The organism is Cupriavidus sp. FW305-F7, assembly GCF_058782875.1.
This window is the reverse complement of the sequence record NZ_JBYSYC010000013.1, coordinates 143,526-166,330: the sequence shown is the minus strand read 5'-3', so window position 1 is coordinate 166,330 and position 22,805 is coordinate 143,526. Positions and strand designations below refer to the sequence as shown.

The following is a 22,805-nucleotide window of genomic DNA, read 5'->3' as shown; positions in this document are numbered from 1 at the left end:
GACGCCGCGCAGCCAGCCAAATACGACGACAAGCCAACGACAAGAGTGAAGGAGACAGGTATGACCAAAATGCGTCCGCTGGTGGCCGGTGTGGCCGTGTTTGCCGCACTGGGTTCTGCGCTGGTTTCAGGTACCGCACTCGCGGATACGGTGAAGATCGCCTTCATTGACCCGCTATCGGGGCTGATGGCTCCCGTTGGGCAGAACCAGCTCAAGAGCTGGCAGTATGTCGCCGACATCGCCAACCAGAAGAACTGGGCCGGCGCGCACAAGTTTGAGGTGGTGGGTTTCGACAACAAGCTGTCGCCGCAGGAAAGCCTGACCATCCTCAAGCAGGCGGTCGACCAGAACATCCGCTATATCGTGCAGGGCAACGGCTCGTCGGTCGGGCTGGCGCTGCAGGACGCGGTGGCCAAGCACAACGAGCGCAACCCCGGCAAGGAGATCGTCTACCTGAACTACGCCGCGGTGGACCCGGACATGACCAATGCCAAATGCAACTACTGGCATTTCCGGCTCGACGCCAACTCGGACATGAAGATGGAGGCGCTGACCACCTTCCTGGCCAAGGACCCGAACGTCAAGAAGGTCTACCTGATCAACCAGAACTACTCGTTCGGCCACCAGGTGGCGCGCGCGGCCAAGGACTACCTGAAGCGCAAGCGCCCGGACATCCAGATCGTCGGTGAAGACCTGCACCCGCTGGCGCAGGTCAAGGACTTTGCCCCGTACGCGGCCAAGATCAAGGCCTCTGGCGCCGATACCGTGATCACCGGCAACTGGGGCAGCGACCTGGCGCTGCTGATCAAGGCGGGCAAGGATGCCGGCCTGACCACCAATTACTACACCTACTACGCCGGCACCACCGGCGTGCCCACGGCGATGGGCGCCACCGGCGCCGAGCACGTCAAGTATGTCGGCTACTACAACCCCAACAACAAGGGGTTCAAGGGAGCGGATGTCATCGAGGGCTTCAAGAAGAAGTACAACGATGACTTCTACGTGATGGCCTCCTACACCGGCATTGCCATGCTGGCCAAGGCCTTCAAGGACACCGGCTCGACCGATCCGATCAAGGTTGCCAAGGCGCTCGAGGGGATCAAGGTCGACAGCATGAACGGCACGGTCGAGATGCGCAACTCGGATCACCAGGCGCAGCAGTCGCTGGTGGTCGCCACCTGGACCAAGGTGGATGGCAAGGAAATTAAGTACGACCAGGAAAACACCGGCTACGGCTGGAAGACCAACGCGCTGATGGACCAGTACGTGTCGGCCCAGCCGACTTCCTGCCAGATGAAGCGGCCGGGCTGATCCTGTTCGTGACGGGCCGGCCACGCTGACAAAGTGGCCGCCCGATCCTGCATACTTTCGGTCTTTTTCGGTCGATACCGGGGAGCGTCCGGGGCGGGCATCCGCCCCCGGAGGGGGACGCTCACCCTCAATCCAACCGGACGGATGCCGGCATGCCCACGCATGGCGGCGCCAGCTTGAAGGACACGCTGTGGAATTCTTCGTCATCTCACTGCTGAATGGCATCAGCTACGGGCTGCTGCTGTTCATGCTGTCATCGGGCCTTACGCTGATCTTCAGCATGATGGGCGTGCTTAATTTCGCCCACGCCAGCTTCTACATGCTGGGCGCCTACTTTGCCTACACCATCGCCAGCAAGGTCGGGTTCTGGCCGGCGCTGATCTTCGCGCCGCTGCTGGTGGCGGGCGCGGGCGCGCTGGTGGAGCGCTTCGGCCTGCGCACGGTGCACAAGTACGGCCACGTGGCCGAGCTGCTGTTCACCTTCGGCCTGGCCTACCTGATGGAAGAGGGCGTCAAGCTGGTGTGGGGCCTGGCGGCGGTGCCATACCGGATTCCCGCGGAGCTGGACGGGCCGCTGTTCACGGTGTTCACCTCGTCCTTCCCCAAGTACCGCGCCTTCATGATGCTGGTGTCGCTGGGCATGCTGGTGGCGATCTACCTGGTGCTGACGCGTACCCGCATCGGGCTGGTGATCCAGGCCGCGCTGACGCACCCGGAGATGGTCGAGGCGCTGGGCCACAACGTGCCGCGCGTGTTCATGATGGTGTTTGGCGGCGGCGCCGCGCTGGCCGGGCTGGCGGGGGTGATCGGGGGCAATGCCTTTGTCACCGAGCCGTCGATGGCCGCGGCAGTCGGGTCGATCGTGTTCGTGGTGGCGGTGGTGGGCGGCATGGGATCGCTGGTGGGCGCCTTCATTGCGTCGATCCTGATCGGCGTGCTGCAGACCTTCGCGGTCACCATCGACGCCTCGCTGGCGGGCCTGATGACCAGCCTGGGGCTGGCCGTCAGCGAGGCCACGCCGTTCTATTCCTTGTGGAAGCTCACGGTGGCCCAGGTGGCGCCGGTGCTGCCGTACCTGTTGCTGGTGGTGATGCTGATCTTCCGCCCGCGTGGACTGATGGGAACCCGGGAGAGCTGACACCATGGAGCAAGCGATGCAACAACCCCGCGAGCCGGTGGTGACCGGCCGCACCCTGCGCTACAGCCCGCTGAATCTGGCGCGCTGGATCATCTGGAGCCTGACCGTGCTGGCCATGCTGGTGCTGCCGCTGATCTTCACCGGGGGCTTCGCCATCACGCTGATGTCGCAGATGGGCATCATGATCATTTTCGCGCTGTCGTACAACATGCTGCTCGGGCAGACCGGCATGCTGTCGTTCGGCCACGCGGTCTACTCCGGCCTGGGCGCGTTTATCGCCGTGCATGTGCTGAATATGGTCGGGGCGGGCAAGGTCTGGCTGCCGGTGTCGATGCTGCCGCTGGTGGGCGGCCTGGCGGGCGCCTTCTTCGGCGTGATCTTCGGCTACGTCACCACCAAGAAATCCGGCACCACCTTTGCCATGATCACCATGGGCATTGGCGAGATGGTGTTCGCCAGCTCGCTGATGTTCCCGGAGTTCTTCGGCGGCGAGGGCGGCATCTCCACCAACCGCGTGGTCGGTGACCCGTTCCTGGGCATCACCTTCGGGCCGGGGCGCCAGGTGTACTACCTGATCGCGGCGTGGTGCCTGCTGTCGATGGTGGCGATGTACGCCTGGACGCAGACGCCGCTGGGCCGCATCGCCAACGCCGTGCGCGACAACCCCGAGCGGGTCGAGTTCATCGGCTACAACACCCAGCGCGTGCGCTACCTGGTGCTGATCCTGTCGGCATTCTTCGCGGGTATCGCGGGGGCCCTGGGCGCCATCAACTTCGAGATCGTCTCGGCCGAGAATGTCAGCGCGGTGCGCTCCGGCGGCGTGCTGCTGGCGGTGTTCATCGGCGGCGCGGGCGTGTTCTTCGGGCCCATCATCGGCGCGGTGGTGTTCGTGCTGTTCGCGGTGGCGCTGTCGGACCTGACCAAGGCCTGGCTGCTGTACCTGGGCCTGTTCTTCGTGTTGATGGTGATGTTCGTGCCGGGCGGGCTGGCCAGCCTGCTGCTGATGCAGATGCCGCTGCTGGGCAAGGGCAAGCTGGGCCCCATGCTGCCGTCCTACGCGCGTGCCGGCGGCGCCGGCGTGGTGCTGCTGCTGGCCATGATCCTGACGGTCGAGCTGGTCTACAAGGTTCAGGTCGATAGCGCCAACGGCACCGCGATGTCGCTGTTTGGCGTCGGCTTCGATGCCGCAACCTGGACGCCATGGCTGGTGGCGGCGGTGCTGTGGGCGGCTGGCCTGTTCGCGTGGCGCCTGGCGGCGGCGCGGGTGCGCGGTGCGTGGGACAAGGTACAGATGGAAATCGCAGGAGGCAGGGCATGACAGCGGCACTGGAACTGACCGATGTACGCAAGAAGTTCGGCCAGACGGAGATCATCCGCGGCGTGAACCTGAGCATCCCGAAGGGTGAGCGCCATGCGCTGATCGGGCCGAACGGGGCGGGCAAGTCGACCACCTTCAACCTGATCTCGGGGCGCTTTGCGCCGACCAGCGGCACGGTGCGCCTGAACGGCGCGGAGATCGGCGGGCTGCAGCCCTTCGTGATCAACCGCATGGGGCTGTCGCGCAGCTTCCAGATCACCAACATCTTCCATCGGCTGTCGGTGTTCGAGAACCTGCGCTGCGCGGTGCTGTGGTCGCTCGGCTACAAGTATTCGTTCTGGCACCGGCTCAAGGGCCTGCGCGACACGCGCGAGCGCGCGGAGGAGGTGCTGGAACTGATTGGCATGCAGCACCGCCGCGACAGCCAGGCGGGCCTGCTGACCTATGCCGAGCAGCGTGCGCTGGAGATCGGCATCACCATCGCCGGCGGTGCCGAGGTGATCCTGCTGGACGAGCCCACCGCGGGCATGAGCCGCTCCGAGTCCGATCACGCGGTCGAACTGATCCGCAAGGTTACCGTCGGCAAGACGCTGGTGATGGTGGAGCACGACATGAGCGTGGTGTTCGGCCTGGCCGACCGCATCTCCGTGCTGGTCTACGGCGAAGTGATCGCCACGGATACCCCGCAAGCCATCCGCAATAACCGCAAGGTCAAGGAAGCCTACCTGGGCACCACCCTCGACGAGGAAGCCACCGAAGGAGCGCACTGATGGGCAAGCGCATGCTGAACGTCCAGGGCCTGCACGCCTACTACGGCAAGAGCCATATTCTCCACGGCGTGGACGCGCATATCGACGAAGGCGAGATCGTCGCGCTGCTGGGCCGCAACGGGGTGGGGCGCTCGACCATGGCCAAGGCCGTCCTCGGCATGGTCAAGGCCGAGGGCTCGGTGCGGTTTCGCGACGAAGAGATCCTGGGGCGGCGTACCTTCGAAATCGCGCACCTCGGGATTGGCTATGTGCCGGAGAACCGCGACATCTTTCCGACCCTGACGGTGCGGCAGAATTTGCTGCTGGGGGAGAAGCGCAACCCACGGCAGGCCAAGCCGCGCTGGACCGTCGAGGACATGTTCAACATGTTCCCGCGGCTGAAGGAGCGCGAGAACACCTCGGCCGGCGTGCTCTCCGGCGGCGAGCAGCAGATGCTGACGCTGTGCCGCACGCTGATGGGCGACCCCGACCTGGTGTTGATCGACGAACCGACCGAAGGGCTGGCGCCGATGATCGTGGCCTTGGTCGGGGACTACCTGAAGACGCTGAAGGAGCGGGGTATTTCCGTGCTGCTGATCGAGCAGAAGCTGGCGATCGCGCTGGACATTTCCCAGCGCGTCTACGTGATGGGACACGGGCACATCGTGTTCGAAGGCACGCCCGCGGAGCTGAAGGCCAACTCGCAGGTGAGAAAGGAGTGGCTGGAGGTCTGATCCGGCGCTTACCATGGATTTGCGCCGGGTCTGCATCGACCCGGCGCCAAGGCCCAGCCGCGCCCTGCGGCACAGCTTCAGCCGGGCTGAAATATCAGAAGAATCAATAGCTTGTCAGCGCCCTGGCGGTGACGGGAAAGCAACGCCGGGCGGACGCTCCCGCACGCGCCATGCCCGCCGGTAGCGCGAAGTAGACTAGTCAACTAGCTGCCGTGCACCATCAAAAAGTGGCTATATTGTCACGCAAAATTGATATATGCAGCCATTTCTGCCGTTTCATGCATTGTATTCGACACTTTTTATAGTTGAATGCGAATGATTCGTGTTTGTGTTTTGATTTGTATCAATCTATAATCGCCCGCCGTTATGGATGACATGAATCAAAGCTTTCGCGCTGCCTGAACTTGTCTTCATGACCATGAATAGATCGAGTCAAGAAAACTACAAAGGGAAGGTAGATCGTGAAACAACAACAGGACACGTTCCGGCTGAATCCGCTGGCCGGGGCGCTCGCCGGCGCCATGGCAGTGTTTGCCATGCAGGGCGCTGCGGCGCAGGAGAGCCAGCCTGCCGCCGTGGCCGGTGCCGGCACCAAGCCCGTGACGCTGCAGAGCGTGACGGTGACTGGGGCGAAGGAGGACGGCTACAAGGTGGATGAGGCCCAGTCGGCCAAGTTCACCGCGCCGCTGCTGGATACCCCCAAGTCCGTCACCGTGGTGCCGGCACAGGTGGTACAGCAGACTGGTTCCAACTCGCTGCAGGACGCGCTGCGCACCACGCCGGGCATCACCTTCGGCGCCGGCGAAGGCGGCAACCCGATCGGCGACCGTCCGTTTATCCGCGGCTTCGACTCGATGTCGAGCATCTATGTCGACGGCGTGCGCGACACCGCTTCGCAGACACGCGACACCTTCAATATCGAAAGCATCGAAGTCATCAAGGGCCCGAGCTCGGCCTTTGGCGGCAAGGGCTCGGCCGGCGGCATGATCAACATCGTGTCGAAGCTGCCGACCAGTGAGAACTTCGCGCAGGGCTCGGTGGGCGTGGGCACGGACTCTTATTTCCGCGCCACGGCTGACGGCAACTACGTGCTCAACGACAATACTGCCGTGCGCCTGAATGCGCTGGGGTATACCGCCAACGTGCCCGGCCGCAACGAGGTCGACCAGAACTCCTGGGGCTTCGCGCCGTCCGTGACCTTTGGCCTGAATTCGCCCACGCAGGTCACGCTGTCGTACTACCACCTGCAGGGCAACGGCATGCCGGACTACAGCATCCCGTATTCCCGTCCTGCCAGCCAGTCGACCAAGGCCAGTCCGTCGCAGCCGGCCAGTGTCGACCGCAACAATTTCTACGGCCTGACCGACCGCGATTTCCAGAAGACGCAGTCCGATATCGCCACGGCCACGGTCAAGCATGACTTCCGCAACGGCCTGGTGTTCAGCAACACCAGCCGCTGGGGCCGCGCCAGCAACAACTACATCGTCACCAACCCTGACGACAGCAAGGGCAACGTGCCGCGCGGCTTTGTCTGGCGCAATACCAAGAGCCGTGATTCGGCGACCGAGACGCTGACCAACCAGACCGACCTGAGCGCCAAGTTCGACACCGGCAGCCTCAAGCACACCGTGCTGTTCGGCTTTGAGTTCAGCCGCGACGATACCAGTAACACCCCATATAACGTGGTCTCGGCCAACCCCGCGGCGGCCGCGGGGATCTGCAATGCGTCGCTGGTGGCCAGCTTCGACTGCGCGCCGCTGGCCAACCCGAACCCGAACGACCCGTGGCGCGGCAGCATCACCAAGATGCCCGTCACCACCACCACGACCACCAACACGCAGTCGGTCTACCTGTTCGACACGGTGGAGATCACCAAGCAGTGGCTGGTCAACGGCGGCGTCCGCTACGACAACTACGACACGCACTCGTTCGCCAACGCGTACAGCAACCCGAACACTGGCGCAGCCGTGGCGCAGCTGGATGTCCGCAACAAGTCGCACTTCTTCAACTACCAGGCGGGCGTGGTCTACAAGCCGGTCGAGTACGGCAGCATCTATGTGTCGTACGGTACTTCGTCGACGCCGCCGGGCTCAACCAATGGCGACGGGGCGGACAACATTACCCTGGCGCAGCGCAACCTGGAGCCGGAAACCTCACGTTCGGTGGAAATTGGCACCAAGTGGGACCTGCTGGCTCGCCGTCTGTCACTGACCGGTGCGATCTTCCAGATCGAGAAGAACAACGCGCGGGTCGCGGTTGATGCCAACACCACGATCAATGCCGGTAAGCAGCGCGTGAAGGGCTTCGAACTGGGCTTCGCCGGCAGCCTGACCGACAAGTGGGGCGTGTTCGGCGGCTATACCTACCTGAACAGCGAGCTGATCGACAACGGTCCGCAGGCAGTCAACGCGGCCAACAACGGCAACCAGTTCCCCAATACGCCGAAGAACAGCTTCAGCCTGTGGACCACCTACCAGGTGCTGCCGGCGCTGACTTTGGGCGCGGGTGCGTACTATGTCGACAAGGTCTATGCCAACCCGGCCAACTCGCTGTATGTGCCGTCGTACTGGCGCTTTGACCTGATGGGCGCCTACAAGGTGAACAAGAACCTGTCGCTGCAGCTCAATATCCAGAACCTGTTCGACAAGACGTACTACACCAAGGCGCACAACCACTACGGCGCGCTGGGGGCGGGGCGCTTTGGCATGCTGACGGCGAACTTCAGGTTCTGAGGGGTACTGCGGCCGGAGTTCGGCAACCTCGGCCTGCGCAATCTGTGTGCCCCCTCTCCCGCTTGCGGGAGAGGGGGGTGAGGGCGGGGCGCCCCTACGAAGTCATGCCAGTGCCTGCCCTCACCCCCTGCCCCTCTCCCGCAAGCGGGAGAGGGGAGTGAACCGGCGGTTTCGGCAAGTCAAACGGCATATCGTCGTAATCAATCAGCCGTGACTTCTTTACGGCCCGGTACCCCCACCACAGCGCCAGGAACGCCGGCACGCCGATATAGGTCGCCACGATCTCCGGCCACAGGTTCGGAATATCCGCAAACGCCTGGTAGTTCTGCCCGGCCACGATCACCACGCACAGCATCACGGTAAAGATGGGGCCGAAGGGATAGAGCGGCGAGCGGTACGCCAGCATGCCTACGTCATAGCCCTGGTGCACCAGCCCGCGACGGAAGCGGTAATGGCTGATGGCAATGCCCAGCCAGGCAAAGAAGCCGGTCATGGCCGAAGTGTTGAGCAGCCACAGGTAGGCCGCCTTGTTCCCGAACAGCGAACTGAAGAAACACAGCGCGCCCACGGCGGTGGTGGCCAGCAGCGCATTGAATGGCACGCCGCTCACGGTCAGCTTGCCGAACGCGCGCGGCGCGCGGCCGCTGACGGCCAGGCCGTAGAGGATCCGGGTCGACACGTACATGCTGGAGGTGCCGGCCGAGAGCAGCGCGGTCAGCACCACCGCGTTCATCAGCCCCGCGGCAAAGGCCAGGCCGGCGTGGCGGAACACCAGTGCGAACGGGCTCACGCCCACGTCGGTGACGTCGTTGCGCAGCAGGCTGGGATCGGTATAGGGAATCAGCACCCCGATGATCAGGATCGCGATCACATAGAACAGCAGGATGCGCCAGAAGGTCTGCCGGATCGCGCGCGGGATGGTCCTGGCCGGGTTCTCCGCTTCGCCGGCGGCCACGCCCACCGTTTCCGTGCCCTGGAAGGAGAAGCCCGCGATCATCGCCACGCCGATCATGGCCGGGATGCCGCCGACAAAGGGCGCGTCGCCCATGGTGAAGTTGCGCCAGCCCGACTGCGGGCCACCTTTCATGATGCCGAAGATCATTAACAGGCCCACGCCCAGGAACACGATCACGGTCACCACCTTGATCAGCGCGAACCAGTACTCGGCCTCGCCGAAGCCGCGCACCGAGAACGCATTGAGCCCGAACATCAGCAGCAGGAACGCGGCGCTCCAGACCACGCCGGGCATTTCGGGGAACCAGTACTGCATCACCAGCTGCGCCGCGGTCAGTTCCACGGCGATGGTCACCGCCAGGCTGAACCAGTAGTTCCAGCCCAGCGCGAAGCCGAAGCCTTCGTCGACATAGAGCGCGCTGTAGGTGACAAAGGAGCCGGCCACTGGCATATGCACCGCCAGCTCGCCCAGGCTGGTCATCAGGCAATAGACCATCAGGCCGAGCAGCATGTACATCAGCAGCGCGCCGCCGGGGCCGGCCTGCGCGATCGAGGCGCCCGAGGCCACGAACAGCCCGGTGCCGACCGCGCCGCCGATGGCAATCATGGTCAGGTGGCGGGCCTTGAGCTTGCGCTTGAGGTGGTCGTGCTCGACTACCGGGTGCTGGTGCTCGTGAGCGTGGGAATGTGAGGGGGAAGACATCAGGGTCGCTGGACCTTCCGCCGATCCGCATCTTGTGGAACCCGGACGGCAAAAAACGAAAAGCCGCGAGTCTACCGTGTCGGCCCGCGCGATTTGTCCGTGTCGGTCAAATAAAGTCCGATACTGATTTAGAGGCGGCACTCAGTCGCACTCTGAAAGTGCTCTATCAGGCACGTCATGGCGATTTGGCGCTGGGTTAGGTGCCCCCTCCATGCATCGCGATCAGGGGCGGCATTCGCGCCGCGCATGTCGCCGGAATAGTCCGAAAATTGAAATTGAACGACCGTGCTATTTTGTGTATGCTTGTTTCGCCCAAGCGCCGGAAGGCGTTGCGGGACGCGGGAAAGCGGCAGGTCGGGCGGAGGGTTTACCCGCCCATGACAGTCACCTCCCGCAGCAGTCGCCGGCCGCCGCTGGCCGCGCCTTGCAGTAAAAAATGAATTCGAGAATTCGAATCCCGAGACAACTTTTGACACCAAAGGAACCAGCATGACAGCGCAGTATCAGGTTCAGGACGGCGTAGCCGTCATCACGCTCGACAATCCCCCTGTCAACGGCCTGGGTCACAGCACCCGGCTTGGCATCGTCGAAGGCATGACCCGTGCGCTGGACGATGCCGCCGTCAAGGCCATCGTCATCACCGGCGCTGGCAAGGCTTTCTCGGGCGGCGCCGACATCCGTGAATTCAATACGCCCAAGGCCATGCAGGAGCCGACGCTGCACTCGGTGATCCGCGTGCTGGAAGGCTCCTCCAAGCCGGTGGTGGCCGCCGTGCACTCGGTCGCCATGGGTGGCGGCCTGGAACTGGCGCTGGGCTGTAACTACCGCGTGGCGTCCAAGGGCGCGCAGATCGCGCTGCCGGAAGTGAAGCTGGGCCTGCTGCCCGGCGCCGGCGGCACGCAGCGCCTGCCGCGCGTGATCGGCCTGGAGGCCGCGGCAAACATGATTGTGTCGGGCACCCCCGTGCTGTCCGAGAAGTTCGCCGGCACCAAGCTGTTCGACGAGATCGTCGACGGTGACGTGCTGCCCGCGGCGGTCAAGTTCGCGCAGAACGTCGGTGCCGCCGCCGGCCCGCACCCCAAGGTGCGCGACCTGAAGGTGCGCCACGAGAACCCCGAAGGCTACCTGGGCTTTGCCCGCAACACGGTGGCCGCGATGGCAAAGAACTTCCCGGCGCCGCTGAAGTGCCTGGAAGCGGTGGCCGGCTCGCTCAAGCCGTTCGAGCAAGGCCTCAAGGAAGAGCGCGAGGGCTTCTTGTTCCTGGTGACCACGCCGGAATCGCGCGCGCTGCGCCACGCCTTCTTCGGCGAGCGTGCCGCCAGCAAGATCCCCGACGTGCCCGAAGGCACGCCGACCCGCAAGATCGAGAAGGTCGCCGTGATCGGCGCCGGCACCATGGGTGGCGGCATCAGCATGAACTTCCTGAACGCGGGCATCCCGGTCACCATCCTGGAAACCAAGCAGGAAGCGCTGGACCGCGGCGTGGCCACGATCCGCAAGAACTACGAGAACAGCGCCAAGAAGGGCAAGCTGACGCAGGAGAAGGTCGAGCAGCGCATGGGCCTGCTGAGCACCACGCTGTCCTATGACGACCTCAAGGACGCCGACCTGATCATCGAGGCCGTGTTCGAGGAAATGGGCGTCAAGGAGACCGTGTTCAAGAAGCTGGATGAAGTCGCCAAGCAAGGCGCGATCCTGGCCTCGAACACCTCCACGCTGGACGTCAACAAGATCGCCTCGTTCACCAAGCGTCCGCAGGACGTGGTCGGCATGCACTTCTTCAGCCCGGCCAACGTGATGAAGCTGCTGGAAGTGGTGCGCGGCGAGAAGACCGGCAAAGACGTGCTGGCCACGGTCATGCAGATCGGCAAGAAGATCAAGAAGACCGCGGTGGTGTCGGGCGTGTGCGACGGCTTTATCGGCAACCGCATGATCGAGCAGTACAGCCGCCAGGCAGGCTACCTGCTGGACGAAGGCGCGCTGCCGGAACAGGTGGACAAGGCCATCGAGAAGTTCGGCTTTGCCATGGGCCCGTTCCGCATGGGCGACCTGGCCGGCAACGACATCGGCTGGGCCATCCGCAAGCGCCGCGCGGTGGACAAGCCGGACATCCAGTACTCGAAGACCGCCGACCTGCTGTGCGAGATGGGCCGCTTCGGCCAGAAGACCGGCGCGGGCTGGTACGACTACAAGGCGGGCGACCGCAAGCCGTACCCGAACCAGCAGGTCAACGACATGATCGTGCAGCATTCGAAGGACCTGGGTATCACGCGCCGCAAGATTTCTGACGAAGAGATCGTCGAGCGCCTGGTGTTCGCGCTGGTCAACGAAGGCGCCAAGATCCTGGAAGAAGGCATTGCTTCCAAGGCCTCGGATATCGACATGGTGTACCTGACCGGCTACGGCTTCCCGCTCTTCCGCGGCGGCCCGATGCTGTACGCGGACCAGGTCGGCCTGTACAACGTGGCGCTGTCGATGAAGCGCTATGCCAAGGGCTACCACGGTGAAGCCTGGCAGGTCGCGCCGCTGCTGCAGAAGCTGGCGGACGAAGGCAAGGGCTTTAACGGTTAATACAGCCACACGGTTCAGCCTGGAGCTGAGATGAACACCACTATCGGACCGGACGATTGCCTGCTGGTGATCGACGTGCAGAACGACTTCATGCCGGGCGGCGCGCTTGCCGTGCCCCACGGCGATGAGGTGGTGCCCGTCATCAACCGGCTGGCGCGTGCGTTCGGTCATGTGGTGCTGACACAGGACTGGCATCCCGTCAGCCACGTCTCGTTCGCGGCCAACCATGCGGGCACGCAGCCGTTCCAGACGCTGACGCTGCCGTATGGCGAGCAGGTGCTGTGGCCGGTGCATTGCGTGCAGGACACGCCCGGCGCTGCGCTGCATGCGGGCCTGCACGTGCCGCATGCGCGGCTGGTGATCCGCAAGGGCCATCACGCCGATGTGGACAGCTACTCCGCCTTCCTGGAGGCGGACCGCGCCACGCGCACCGGGCTAGCCGGCTACTTGCGCGAGCATGGCGTCAAGCGCGTGTTCTGCGCCGGGCTGGCGACGGACTACTGCGTGGCCTGGAGCGCGCTCGATGCGCGCGCCGCGGGCTTTGCCGCCGCGGTGATCGAGGATGCCTGCCGCGCCATCGACCTGGAAGGGTCGCTGGCCAGGGCATGGCAGGACCTCGGCGCCGCCGGCGTTGCGCGCGTCACGTCCGCTGAACTGCTCAAGGGCCAGGGCTGAACCGAACCACCGAACTGAACGACACAAGAGATTCCGAGGAGCAAGACATGAACGAAGCAGTCATCGTATCCACCGCGCGGACCCCCCTGGCCAAGAGCTGGAAGGGCGCCTTCAACATGACCCACGGCGCCACGCTGGGCGGCCATGCCGTCCAGCACGCCATTGCCCGCGCCAAGATCGAGGCCGCCGAAGTGGAAGACGTGCTGATGGGCTGCGCCAATCCGGAAGGTGCCACCGGCGCCAACATCGCGCGCCAGATCGCACTGCGCGCCGGCTGCCCGGTCACCGTGCCCGGCGCCACCGTCAACCGCTTCTGCTCGTCTGGCCTGCAGACCATTGCCATGGCCGCCCAGCGCGTGATCGCCGATGAGGGCGACATCTTCGTCGCCGGCGGCGTGGAGAGCATCTCGTGCGTGCAGCAGGAGATGAACCGCCATATGGTCCAGGAAAGCTGGCTGCTGAAGAACAAGCCGGAAATCTACTGGAACATGCTGCAGACCGCCGAGAACGTGGCCAAGCGCTACAACATCTCGAAGGAGCGCCAGGATGAGTACGGCGTGCGCAGCCAGCAACGCGCCGCCGCCGGGCAGGAAGCCGACAAGTTCAAGGACGAGATCGTGCCGATGACGGTGCTGGCGGGCGTGGCCGACAAATCGACCGGCCAGCTGGTGACGAAGGAAGTCACCATCTCCGCCGACGAAGGCATCCGCGCCGATACCACGCTGGAAGGCGTGGCCAAGATCCGCAGCGCCGTGCCGGGCGGCGTGATCACCGCCGGCAATGCCTCGCAGTTCTCGGACGGCGCTTCGGCTGCCGTGGTAATGAACGCACGCGTGGCCGAGGCCCGCGGCCTGCAGCCGCTGGGCGTGTTCCGCGGCTTTGCCGTGGCTGGCTGCGAGCCGGACGAGATGGGCATCGGCCCGGTCTTTGCCGTGCCCAAGCTGCTGAAGAAGGCTGGCCTGAAGGTCGACGACATCGGCTTGTGGGAGCTGAACGAAGCCTTCGCCGTGCAGGTGCTGTATTGCGCCGATACGCTGGGCATCCCGATGGACCGCCTGAACGTCAACGGCGGCGCCATCGCCGTGGGCCACCCCTACGGTGTGTCGGGCGCGCGCCTGGTCGGCCATGCGCTGATCGAAGGCAAGCGCCGCGGTGTGAAGTACGTGGTGGTGACCATGTGCATCGGCGGTGGGCAGGGCGCGGCTGGATTGTTCGAAGTGCTCTGAAGCAGGGCACGGTCATGGCGCTGGTCCCATGCTTTGCATGGGACCAGGCAGGGCGCGTATGCGCCTTTTTTTGACCACAGCTTTACACCCGACGCCGGTTTGCTCCCCTCTCCCATTTATGGGAGAGGGGCGGGGGAGAGGGCGGGAGTCTCCACGGAGTGAAGCGTTCCGGCGCTTGCCATACGCCGGCCCTCTCCCCCAGCCCCTCTCCCGCAGGCGGGAGAGGGGAGCAAACCGGCGGTTGGTTAGAAGGCAACAAGAATTCACGGCGCGCCACGCAGTGCGCCGCATGGAGACACCATGTCGATGATCCTTTCCCGCCGCGACCTGAACTTCGTGCTGTACGAATGGCTCAAGGTCGACGAGCTCACGCGCATCCCGCGCTATGCCGATCACTCGCGCGAGACCTTCGACGCCGCGCTGGACACCTGCGAAAAGATCGCCACCGACCTGTTCGCGCCGCACAACAAGAAGAACGACCAGCAAGAGCCGCATTTCGACGGCGAGACCGTCAGCATCATCCCCGAGGTCAGCACCGCGCTGAAAGCCTTCTGCGAGGCCGGGCTGATGGCCGCCGGCCAGGACTATGAACTGGGCGGCATGCAGCTGCCAGTGGTGGTCGAGAAGGCCGGCTTCGCCTACTTCAAGGGTGCCAACGTCGGCACCAGCTCGTACCCCTTCCTGACCATCGGCAACGCCAACCTGCTGCTGACGCACGGCACGCCCGCGCAGGTCGAGACCTTCGTCAAGCCGGAGATGGAAGGGCGCTTCTTCGGCACCATGTGCCTGTCCGAGCCGCAGGCGGGCTCTTCGCTGTCGGACATCACCACGCGCGCCGAGTACGAGGGCGAATCGCCGCTGGGCGCGCAGTACCGGCTGCGCGGCAACAAGATGTGGATCTCGGCCGGCGAGCACGAGCTGTCGGACAATATCGTCCACCTGGTGCTGGCCAAGATCCCCGGCCCGGACGGCAAGCTGATCCCGGGCGTGAAGGGCATCTCGCTCTTCATCGTGCCCAAGTACCTGGTCAACGAAGACGGCTCGCTGGGCGAGCACAACGACGTGGTGCTGGCCGGCCTGAACCACAAGATGGGCTACCGCGGCACCACCAACTGCCTGCTCAACTTCGGCGAAGGCATGAAGTACCAGCCGGGCGGCAAGGCCGGCGCGATCGGCTACCTGGTGGGCGAGCCGCACAAGGGCCTGGCCTGCATGTTCCACATGATGAACGAGGCACGCATCGGCGTGGGCCTGGGCGCGGTGATGCTGGGCTATACCGGCTACCTGCACGCGCTGGACTACGCGCGCAACCGCCCGCAAGGCCGCGCGGTCGGCCCCGGCGGCAAGGATGCGGCCAGCCCGCAGGTGAAGCTGGTCGAGCACGCCGATATCCGCCGCATGCTGCTGGCGCAGAAGAGCTATGTCGAAGGCGGCCTGGCGCTGAACCTCTATTGCGCGCGCCTGGTCGACGAGGAAGAGGCCGCGGCGGCCGCCGGCGACGAGGCCGCGCATGCGCGCCTGGCGCTGCTGCTCGACATCCTGACCCCGATCGCCAAGAGCTGGCCGTCGCAATGGTGCCTGGAGGCCAACAACCTGGCGATCCAGGTGCATGGCGGCTATGGCTACACACGCGAGTACAACGTCGAGCAGTTTTACCGCGACAACCGCCTGAACCCGATCCACGAAGGCACGCACGGCATCCAGGGCCTGGACCTGCTGGGCCGCAAGGTGGTGATGAAGGATGGCGCGGCCTTCAAGCTGCTGGGAGAGCGCGTGCAGGACACCATCGGCGGCGCGCTGGCCGCCGGCGATGCCGAGCTGTCGCAGCAGGCAGGCGCCCTCGGCGCCGCCACCAGACGCCTGGCCGAGGTCACGCAGGCGCTGTGGAGCGCGGGCGACCCCAACGTGACGCTGGCCAATGCCTCGGTCTACCTGGAGGCCTTCGGGCACGTGGTGGTGGCGTGGATCTGGCTGGAGCAGGCACTGCTGGCGCAAGCCGCGCTGCCGCGCGCGAACGGCAAGGAAGACGAGGACTTCTACCGCGGGAAGCTGGCCGCGGCGGCTTACTTCTTCCGCTGGGAGCTGCCCAAGGTCGGCCCGCAACTGGCGCTGCTTGAATCGCTCGACCGCACCACGCTCGACATGCAGGACGCGTGGTTCTGAGCGGCGCTCGCCCATCCCCGAACACTACAGAACGAAGGAAGACAATATGCGTACCATCCAGCAACTATTTGACCTGAAGGGCAAGACCGCGCTGATCACCGGCGGCTCGCGCGGGCTTGGCCTGCAGATTGCCGAGGCGCTCGGCGAGCAGGGCGCGCGCGTGGTGCTGTCGGCACGCAAGGCCGATGAGCTGCAGGCGGCGCAGGCGCACCTGAAATCGCTCGGCATCGAGGCCGACTGGATCGCCGCCGACGGCTCGCAGGAGTCGGAGATCGCGCGCCTGGCGGACGAAGCCATCGCTAAACTGGGCCACGTCGACATCCTGGTCAACAACGCCGGCGCCACCTGGGGCGCACCCGCCGAAGACCACCCGGTCGAGGCCTGGGACAAGGTAATGAACCTGAACATCCGCGGCCTGTTCCTGCTGAGCCAGCGCATCGGCAAGCTGTCGATGATCCCGCGCCGCTATGGCCGCATCATCAACGTGGCGTCGATCGCGGGCCTGGCCGGCAACCCGCCGGGCAGCATGGAGACCATTGCCTACAACACCTCCAAGGGTGCGGTGGTCAATTTCACGCGCACGCTGGCGGCCGAGTGGGGCGAGCACAACATCACCGTCAACGCGCTGGCGCCGGGCTTCTTCCCGTCAAAGATGACCAAGGGCTCGCTCGAGCGCATGGGCGTAGAGGCGATGTGCGCCGGCGTGCCGCTGCACCGCCTGGGCGACGACGAGGACCTGAAGGGCGCGGCTCTGCTGTTTGCCAGCGACGCCGGCAAGCACATCACCGGCCAGATCTTGGCGGTGGACGGCGGCGTCAGCGCGGTCTGAGCCGGGCCAGGGGCATTCCGGACATGACGCACGGCGCGGCTTGGCGGAATCCCGGATTGCCCTCAAACTTGGGGCCGGCGCGAGGCCTCGGCCTCGCCGGCACCTAATTCTCGGACTCGCAATTGCCATGAACCAGTTCAAAGGCCCCCTGACCCACATTCCCTTCCTCGCCGACCTCGGCGTGACCTGCAACCTTGCCGAAGGCGGCCGCAGCGAGATCGCGCTGCCGATCGAGAAGCGCCACCAGAACAGCTGGGACATGGCCCACGGCGGCGTGATCATGACGCTGCTCGACGTGGCCATGGCGGTGGCCGGCCGCAGCAGCGACGCGGATGGCCGGGGCGTGGTCACCATCGAGATGAAGACCAGCTTCATGACGCCGGGGCGCGGCGCGCTGACCGCGCGCGGCACCACCGTGCACCGCACCACCACCATGGTGTTCTGCGAAGGCGAGATCGTCGATGCCGACGGCAAGACCGTGGCGCGCGGCTCGGGCACCTTCAAGTACATCCGGCGCATGCCGCCGCAGCGCCCGGGTGAAACCGATACCGGTGCCGACGGCTGAGCGCCGGCACCGATGCAGCAGACGGGGCAGCGCGGCTGTCCCTCCCGACGCAGTATTCAAGCCGTTCCATATTCCTACTGAAAGGAATCGATCATGTCCAAAACGTTCAAGCGCATAGTCCTGGCCTCGCGTCCCGAAGGCGCGGTGACGCCGGCCAATTTCCGCCTGGAAGAAGTGCCCGTGCCGCAGATCGCCGACGGCCAGGTGCTGGTGCGCAACCATTACCTGTCGCTGGACCCGTACATGCGCGGCCGCATGAACGACAGCAAGTCCTATGCCGCGCCGCAGCCGCTCGATGAGGTCATGATCGGCGGCACCGTGGGCGAAGTGGTGGAAAGCAAGAACAGCAAGTTCAAGCCGGGCGACAAGGTGGTCGGCATGTTCGGATGGCAGGAGATGGGCGTCAGCGACGGCACCGGCCTGCAGCCAGTCGACACCACGCATATCCCGCTGTCGGCCTACCTAGGCTCGGTCGGCATGCCGGGCGTGACCGCCTGGTACGGCCTGAACAAGATCATCCTGCCCAAGCCGGGCAAGACCATCGCGGTCAGCGCGGCTTCCGGCGCGGTGGGCAGCGTGGTCGGGCAGCTGGCCAAGCTGGCCGGCTGCCGCGCGGTCGGCTTTGCCGGCGGCAAGGACAAGTGCGACTACGTGGTCAATGAGCTGGGCTTCGATGCCTGCATCGACTACAAGGCGGCCAAGGATCCCAAGGAGCTCTACACGATGCTCAAGGAAGCCACCCCGGACGGCATCGACGGCTATTTCGAGAATGTCGGCGGCGATATCCTGGACGCCGTGCTGACGCGCATGAACGCCTTCGGCCGCATCGCCATGTGCGGCATGATCGCGGGCTATGACGGCCAGCCGCTGCCGCTGAAGAACCCGCAGCTGATCCTGGTGTCGCGCCTGACCATCGAAGGCTTTATCGTCTCCGAGCACATGGAAGTCTGGCCGCAGGCGCTGAAGGAACTGGGCACCGCTGTCGCACAGGGCAAGCTCAAGTTCCGCGAAAGCATCGCTGAAGGCCTGGCCAGCGCGCCGGAAGCCTTTATCGGCCTGCTCAAGGGCAAGAATTTCGGCAAGCAGCTGGTCAAGCTGGTCTGATCGGCGCATGCAGGGCCGCGGCGCGCCTGCCGGGCGCGCCGCGGGCAACGGATTTCACCAAAAAAACGGAGACACCGATGAATGCCCCGCAAGCCCCGCAAATCCAGAGCGACGACGAGATCGGCGCCGGCCTGCCCGAAGAGGTCAAGGCCCGCTACCGCAACCTGCCGCGCCCGCCGCAGTTCGCCACCGCCGCCGAAGAGCGCCTGCACCGCAAGCAGCGCCTGGCCGCGGCCTTCCGGCTGTTTTCCAGGTTCGGTTTCGATGAAGGCGTGGCCGGCCATATCACCGCGCGCGACCCGGAGTTTCCCGATACCTTCTGGGTCAATCCCTTCGGCGTGCATTTCAGCCAGGTCAAGGTCTCCAACCTGATCCGCTGTGACCACCACGGCGACGTGGTCGAGGGTGACTACCCGGTCAATGCCGCGGCCTTTGCCATCCATTCGCGCGTGCACCAGACCCGCTCCGACGCGGTCGCGGCCGCGCATTCGCACAGCACCTATGGTCGCGCGTGGTCCACGCTGGGCCGCCCGCTCGATCCGCTGACGCAGGACGTGTGCGCGTTCTACCAGGACCATGCGGTCTATGACGATTTCGGCGGCGTGGTGGTGGAACTCGACGAGGGCCAGCGCATCGCCAATGCGCTGGGCCAGAACAAGGCCGCGATCCTGCAGAACCATGGCCTGCTGACGGTCGGCAAGACCGTGGACGAAGCCGCCTGGTGGTTCATCACCATGGAGCGCTCCTGCCACGTCCAGTTGCTGGCCGAAGCCGCCGCGGCGCGCACCCAGGCGCCGCTGAAGCTGATCTCCGATGCGGCCGCGCGCCAGGCCTATTCGATCGTCGGCACGGCGCAGGCGGGCTGGTTCCAGTTCCAGCCGCTCTATGCCCGCATCGTCAAGGAACAGCCGGACCTGCTGGACTGAATTCGCACGGCACCCGCTGGCAAACATGGAGGTGGACCGCATGGCTGACATCATTCTTCACCAGTACGCAACTTCGCCATTCTCCGAGAAGGTCCGCCTGCTGCTGGGCGCCAAGGGACTGGCGTGGCAGGCGGTGGAAATCCCCGCCATCCTGCCCAAGCCTGACCTGCTGGCGCTGACCGGCGGCTACCGCCGCACGCCGGTGATGCAGGTCGGTGCCGATATCTACTGCGATACCGCGCTGATCTGCGAGGTGCTGGACGCGCTGGCGCCCACGCCGGCGCTGTATCCGCCGGCCCAGGCCGCGGTGGCGCGGGTCGCGGCAGCCTGGTTCGATGCGGCGCTGTTCACGGCGTCGGTGACCTATGTGTTCCAGCCAGCCGGCGTTGCCAGCATGCTGGGCCACCTGTCGCCGGCGCAGGTCCAGGCCTTTAGCGCCGACCGCAAGGCCATGCGCGGCGACACCAATGCGCTGCGCATGCCGTTGGCCGAAGCCACCGCGCTGCTGCATGAAACGTTCGGTCAACTGGAAACGCAGTTCGCGGCCGGGATCGAGCATGTGGCCGGGCCGGCGCTGTCGGTTGCCGACTTCTCGCTGTACCACAACCTATGGTTTATCCGCCGCGCCGGCGCGCTGGCGCAGCTGCTGGAGGCTTACCCGCGCCTGCAGGCCTGGTATGCGCGCATGAACACCTTCGGCCATGGGCGGCCGCGCGTGATCGACAGCGAGGACGCGCTCGGCGCCGCGCGCAGTGCCGATCCGGTCGTGCTGGATGAGGGTGTCATCGCCGATGCCGGCCTGCAGGCCGGCGACCCCGTCACCGTCACGCCCACCGACTATGCGCGCGACCCTGTGGCCGGCGTGCTGCTGTCGCTAACCGCGCGCCGCGTCACGCTGCGCCGCCAGGACCCGCGCGCCGGTGCGCTCAATGTGCATTTCCCGCGGCAGGGCTACCAGGTGCAGCGCGCCGCCTGAGCGCGCGCACGGCACACGGCCCGTCGTTCCCCAAACGAATCACGCAACAGGACAGACGATATGAAGGATTTCTCCAACAAGGTGGCTGTCATTACCGGCGGTGCCTCGGGTTTCGGCAAGGAGTTTGCCCACATTGCCGCCGACATCGGCATGAAGCTGGTGCTGGCGGATGTGCAGGAAGACGCGCTGGACGCGACCGTAGCGGAATTCAAGGCACGCAATGTGCCGGTGATCGGGCTGCGCACGGACGTCTCGCGTGCCGACCAGGTGCAGGCGCTGGCCGATGCTGCCATCGAGGCCTTTGGCCAGGTCAACCTGCTGTTCAATAACGCCGGCGTGGGCGCGGGCGGCCTGATCTGGGAGAACTCCGAGAAGGACTGGGAGTGGGTGCTGGGCGTCAACCTGTACGGTGTGGTGCACGGCGTGCGTATCTTCACGCCGCTGATGCTGGCCGCGGCAGGGAAGGATCCGGCCTACCAGGGCCATATCGTCAACACGGCGTCGATGGCGGGCTTGCTGAACCCGCCGGCAATGGGCGTGTACAACGTGTCCAAGCACGCGGTGGTGGCTTTGACTGAAACCCTATACCAGGACCTGGGCCTGGTGACGGAGCAGGTGCGCTGCTCGGTGCTGTGCCCGTACTTCGTGCCGACCGGCATCAACCAGTCCCAGCGCAACCGGCCCGCCGACCTGGCCAACCAGGCGCCGCCGACGCGCTCGCAGCTGGTGTCGCAGGCCTTGTCGGACAAGGCCGTCGGCTCCGGCAAGGTGACCGCCGCCGAGGTCGCGCAGCTGACCTTCGATGCCATCCGCGACGAAAGCTTCTATATTTATTCCCACCCCCAGGCGCTCGCCCCCGTGCGCCAACGCTTCGAGGATATCGTCGGGCAGCGCAATCCCGGCGATCCGTTTGCCGACAAGCCCGAGGTCCGCGCGGGCCTCGTTGCCGCGTTGCGCGGCTGACGCCAGCACAACGCCACAACGAGGAGGACCGCATATGGAGAACAACATGGCTGCCCCCGCCGCCGTGATCCGCCACCTGCAGTACGCCACGCTGCCCAACGGCACCCGCCTGCACTACGCCAGCGCGGGCGAGCGCGGCAAGCCGCTGATGCTGTTCGTGCACGGCTTTCCTGAATTCTGGTTCGAATGGGAGGCCCAGCTGGCCGAGTTCGGGCGCACGCATTTTGCCGTGGCGCCGGACCTGCGCGGCTACAACCTGTCGAGCAAGCCCGCCGAGGTCGAGGCCTACCGGCCGCGCCATATCGTCGAAGACCTGGTGCAGCTGGTCAGCGCGCTGGGCTATGACCAGGCCGTGGTGGTGGCGCACGACTGGGGCGGGGCGATCTGCTGGAACCTGGCGATCCAGTTCCCGCGGCTGGTGCGCCAGCTCATCATCGTCAACTCGCCGCATCCGTACCTGTTTGCGCGCGCGCTGGCCACCGATCCCGAGCAGCAGGCCGCTTCCGCGTACATGAACTGGCTGCGCAAGCCGGGCGCGGAAAAGGCACTGGCCGCCAACGACTTCGCGCTGCTGGACCGGATGCTGGCCGATGCCGACGGCAAGCCGGCGGCCTGGTACACGCCCGAGACGCGCGCCAGGTACCACGCGGCATGGTCCCAGCCGGGCGAAGGCCTGGACGCCGGCGTCCATCCGCTCACCGGCGGCGTCAATTTCTACCGCGCCTCGCCCATGCACCCGCCGGGCGAGGGCGAGCCGCCGCCCGACATCTCGCGCCTGGATTCGGCCGCCTTTGTGGTCAGGGTGCCCACGCTGGTGATCTGGGGCGAGCGCGACCGCGCGCTGCCGAAATCACTGGTGGACGGGCTGGGTGACTTCGTGCCGGACCTGCGCGTGGAACGCATCCCCGAGGGCACCCACTGGGTGATCCACGAGCAGCCGGAGCGGGTCAACCTGCTGATCCGCAGCGCGCTGCCTGTGTCCTGATCCGGGCAAGACCAGCCCCCGGGGGCTGGTCTTGCCTTCTTCCTCTTCCATTGCCATCGCGGCGCCGCCCCCCATCTCCTCTTCCACCCGGCGAACCAGTCATGCTCCAGCGAGTTTGCCGAAATTGGTTCGTACTGGTCCCTTAGTGATATCTAATTGATGCCAATGGTATTAATTGGCCGA

General features: G+C 65.4%; 18 protein-coding genes. 17 read left to right on the top strand and 1 reads right to left on the bottom strand.

Going from position 1 to position 22,805, the window contains the following annotated elements:
• Positions 1-60 precede the first annotated feature (60 nt).
• From AC3WL8_RS14865 to AC3WL8_RS14840, 6 genes are all read left to right on the top strand, one after another.
• Positions 61-1,311, top strand: coding sequence for a branched-chain amino acid ABC transporter substrate-binding protein (locus AC3WL8_RS14865; RefSeq protein WP_013956529.1), 1,251 nt, complete (start codon positions 61-63; stop codon positions 1,309-1,311).
• 190 nt (positions 1,312-1,501) lie between these two features.
• On the top strand, positions 1,502-2,449 hold the full coding sequence (locus AC3WL8_RS14860; protein ID WP_010810051.1) for a branched-chain amino acid ABC transporter permease: 948 nt from the start codon (positions 1,502-1,504) through the stop codon (positions 2,447-2,449).
• A 4-nt stretch (positions 2,450-2,453) separates the two neighbouring features.
• Positions 2,454-3,767 (top strand): branched-chain amino acid ABC transporter permease, encoded by a 1,314-nt coding sequence (locus AC3WL8_RS14855; RefSeq protein WP_013956530.1) that lies wholly within the window; start codon positions 2,454-2,456, stop codon positions 3,765-3,767.
• Positions 3,764-4,537, top strand: coding sequence for an ABC transporter ATP-binding protein (locus AC3WL8_RS14850; protein WP_013956531.1), 774 nt, complete (start codon positions 3,764-3,766; stop codon positions 4,535-4,537). The genes AC3WL8_RS14855 and AC3WL8_RS14850 overlap by 4 nt, the downstream gene beginning before the upstream one ends.
• On the top strand, positions 4,537-5,250 hold the full coding sequence (locus AC3WL8_RS14845; RefSeq protein WP_153954830.1) for an ABC transporter ATP-binding protein: 714 nt from the start codon (positions 4,537-4,539) through the stop codon (positions 5,248-5,250). Before AC3WL8_RS14850 ends, AC3WL8_RS14845 begins: the two co-directional genes overlap by 1 nt.
• A gap of 461 nt (positions 5,251-5,711) precedes the next feature.
• The gene (locus AC3WL8_RS14840) at positions 5,712-7,982 is read left to right on the top strand and encodes a TonB-dependent receptor (RefSeq protein ID WP_211980987.1); all 2,271 of its coding nucleotides are present in this window, start codon (positions 5,712-5,714) and stop codon (positions 7,980-7,982) included.
• Between the two features lie 94 nt (positions 7,983-8,076).
• Here the strand turns inward: AC3WL8_RS14840 and AC3WL8_RS14835 are convergent, their stop codons facing one another.
• Positions 8,077-9,639 (bottom strand): amino acid permease, encoded by a 1,563-nt coding sequence (locus AC3WL8_RS14835; RefSeq protein ID WP_492378381.1) that lies wholly within the window; start codon positions 9,637-9,639, stop codon positions 8,077-8,079.
• Positions 9,640-10,128: 489 nt separating this feature from the next.
• On the opposite strand from AC3WL8_RS14835, the gene AC3WL8_RS14830 reads away from it, so the two are divergent.
• From AC3WL8_RS14830 to AC3WL8_RS14780, 11 genes are all read left to right on the top strand, one after another.
• Positions 10,129-12,210, top strand: coding sequence for a 3-hydroxyacyl-CoA dehydrogenase NAD-binding domain-containing protein (locus tag AC3WL8_RS14830; protein WP_153954828.1), 2,082 nt, complete (start codon positions 10,129-10,131; stop codon positions 12,208-12,210).
• Positions 12,211-12,240: 30 nt separating this feature from the next.
• On the top strand, positions 12,241-12,885 hold the full coding sequence (gene pncA / locus AC3WL8_RS14825; protein ID WP_013956536.1) for a bifunctional nicotinamidase/pyrazinamidase: 645 nt from the start codon (positions 12,241-12,243) through the stop codon (positions 12,883-12,885).
• 47 nt (positions 12,886-12,932) lie between these two features.
• Positions 12,933-14,111 (top strand): acetyl-CoA C-acyltransferase, encoded by a 1,179-nt coding sequence (locus AC3WL8_RS14820; protein WP_013956537.1) that lies wholly within the window; start codon positions 12,933-12,935, stop codon positions 14,109-14,111.
• A 300-nt stretch (positions 14,112-14,411) separates the two neighbouring features.
• Positions 14,412-16,274, top strand: coding sequence for an acyl-CoA dehydrogenase (locus AC3WL8_RS14815; protein WP_153954827.1), 1,863 nt, complete (start codon positions 14,412-14,414; stop codon positions 16,272-16,274).
• A gap of 46 nt (positions 16,275-16,320) precedes the next feature.
• Positions 16,321-17,103, top strand: a complete 783-nt coding sequence (locus tag AC3WL8_RS14810; RefSeq protein ID WP_013956539.1) for an SDR family oxidoreductase — start codon at positions 16,321-16,323, stop codon at positions 17,101-17,103.
• Between the two features lie 127 nt (positions 17,104-17,230).
• On the top strand, positions 17,231-17,668 hold the full coding sequence (locus AC3WL8_RS14805) for a PaaI family thioesterase (protein WP_013956540.1): 438 nt from the start codon (positions 17,231-17,233) through the stop codon (positions 17,666-17,668).
• 93 nt (positions 17,669-17,761) lie between these two features.
• Positions 17,762-18,772 carry an NADP-dependent oxidoreductase gene (locus tag AC3WL8_RS14800; protein ID WP_013956541.1) on the top strand — a complete coding sequence of 337 codons (1,011 nt, stop codon included), beginning with the start codon at positions 17,762-17,764 and terminating at the stop codon, positions 18,770-18,772.
• Between the two features lie 77 nt (positions 18,773-18,849).
• The gene (locus AC3WL8_RS14795; protein WP_153954826.1) at positions 18,850-19,698 is read left to right on the top strand and encodes a class II aldolase/adducin family protein; all 849 of its coding nucleotides are present in this window, start codon (positions 18,850-18,852) and stop codon (positions 19,696-19,698) included.
• A gap of 40 nt (positions 19,699-19,738) precedes the next feature.
• Entirely contained in the window at positions 19,739-20,674 is a 936-nt protein-coding gene (locus AC3WL8_RS14790; RefSeq protein ID WP_153954825.1) for a glutathione S-transferase family protein, read from the top strand.
• A gap of 60 nt (positions 20,675-20,734) precedes the next feature.
• Entirely contained in the window at positions 20,735-21,637 is a 903-nt protein-coding gene (locus AC3WL8_RS14785) for an SDR family oxidoreductase (protein ID WP_013956544.1), read from the top strand.
• Between the two features lie 34 nt (positions 21,638-21,671).
• The gene (locus AC3WL8_RS14780) at positions 21,672-22,622 is read left to right on the top strand and encodes an alpha/beta fold hydrolase (protein ID WP_153954824.1); all 951 of its coding nucleotides are present in this window, start codon (positions 21,672-21,674) and stop codon (positions 22,620-22,622) included.
• Positions 22,623-22,805 lie beyond the last annotated feature (183 nt).

Coding starts and splice junctions, on each gene's coding strand:
- AC3WL8_RS14865 (WP_013956529.1), top strand. CDS start 61: ATGACCAAAATGCGTCCGCTGGTGGCCGGTGTGGCCGTGTTTGCCGCA.
- AC3WL8_RS14855 (WP_013956530.1), top strand. CDS start 2,454: ATGGAGCAAGCGATGCAACAACCCCGCGAGCCGGTGGTGACCGGCCGC.
- AC3WL8_RS14850 (WP_013956531.1), top strand. CDS start 3,764: ATGACAGCGGCACTGGAACTGACCGATGTACGCAAGAAGTTCGGCCAG.
- AC3WL8_RS14845 (WP_153954830.1), top strand. CDS start 4,537: ATGGGCAAGCGCATGCTGAACGTCCAGGGCCTGCACGCCTACTACGGC.
- AC3WL8_RS14835 (WP_492378381.1), bottom strand. CDS start 9,639: ATGTCTTCCCCCTCACATTCCCACGCTCACGAGCACCAGCACCCGGTA.
- AC3WL8_RS14830 (WP_153954828.1), top strand. CDS start 10,129: ATGACAGCGCAGTATCAGGTTCAGGACGGCGTAGCCGTCATCACGCTC.
- pncA (WP_013956536.1), top strand. CDS start 12,241: ATGAACACCACTATCGGACCGGACGATTGCCTGCTGGTGATCGACGTG.
- AC3WL8_RS14820 (WP_013956537.1), top strand. CDS start 12,933: ATGAACGAAGCAGTCATCGTATCCACCGCGCGGACCCCCCTGGCCAAG.
- AC3WL8_RS14815 (WP_153954827.1), top strand. CDS start 14,412: ATGTCGATGATCCTTTCCCGCCGCGACCTGAACTTCGTGCTGTACGAA.
- AC3WL8_RS14810 (WP_013956539.1), top strand. CDS start 16,321: ATGCGTACCATCCAGCAACTATTTGACCTGAAGGGCAAGACCGCGCTG.
- AC3WL8_RS14805 (WP_013956540.1), top strand. CDS start 17,231: ATGAACCAGTTCAAAGGCCCCCTGACCCACATTCCCTTCCTCGCCGAC.
- AC3WL8_RS14800 (WP_013956541.1), top strand. CDS start 17,762: ATGTCCAAAACGTTCAAGCGCATAGTCCTGGCCTCGCGTCCCGAAGGC.
- AC3WL8_RS14795 (WP_153954826.1), top strand. CDS start 18,850: ATGAATGCCCCGCAAGCCCCGCAAATCCAGAGCGACGACGAGATCGGC.
- AC3WL8_RS14790 (WP_153954825.1), top strand. CDS start 19,739: ATGGCTGACATCATTCTTCACCAGTACGCAACTTCGCCATTCTCCGAG.
- AC3WL8_RS14785 (WP_013956544.1), top strand. CDS start 20,735: ATGAAGGATTTCTCCAACAAGGTGGCTGTCATTACCGGCGGTGCCTCG.
- AC3WL8_RS14780 (WP_153954824.1), top strand. CDS start 21,672: ATGGAGAACAACATGGCTGCCCCCGCCGCCGTGATCCGCCACCTGCAG.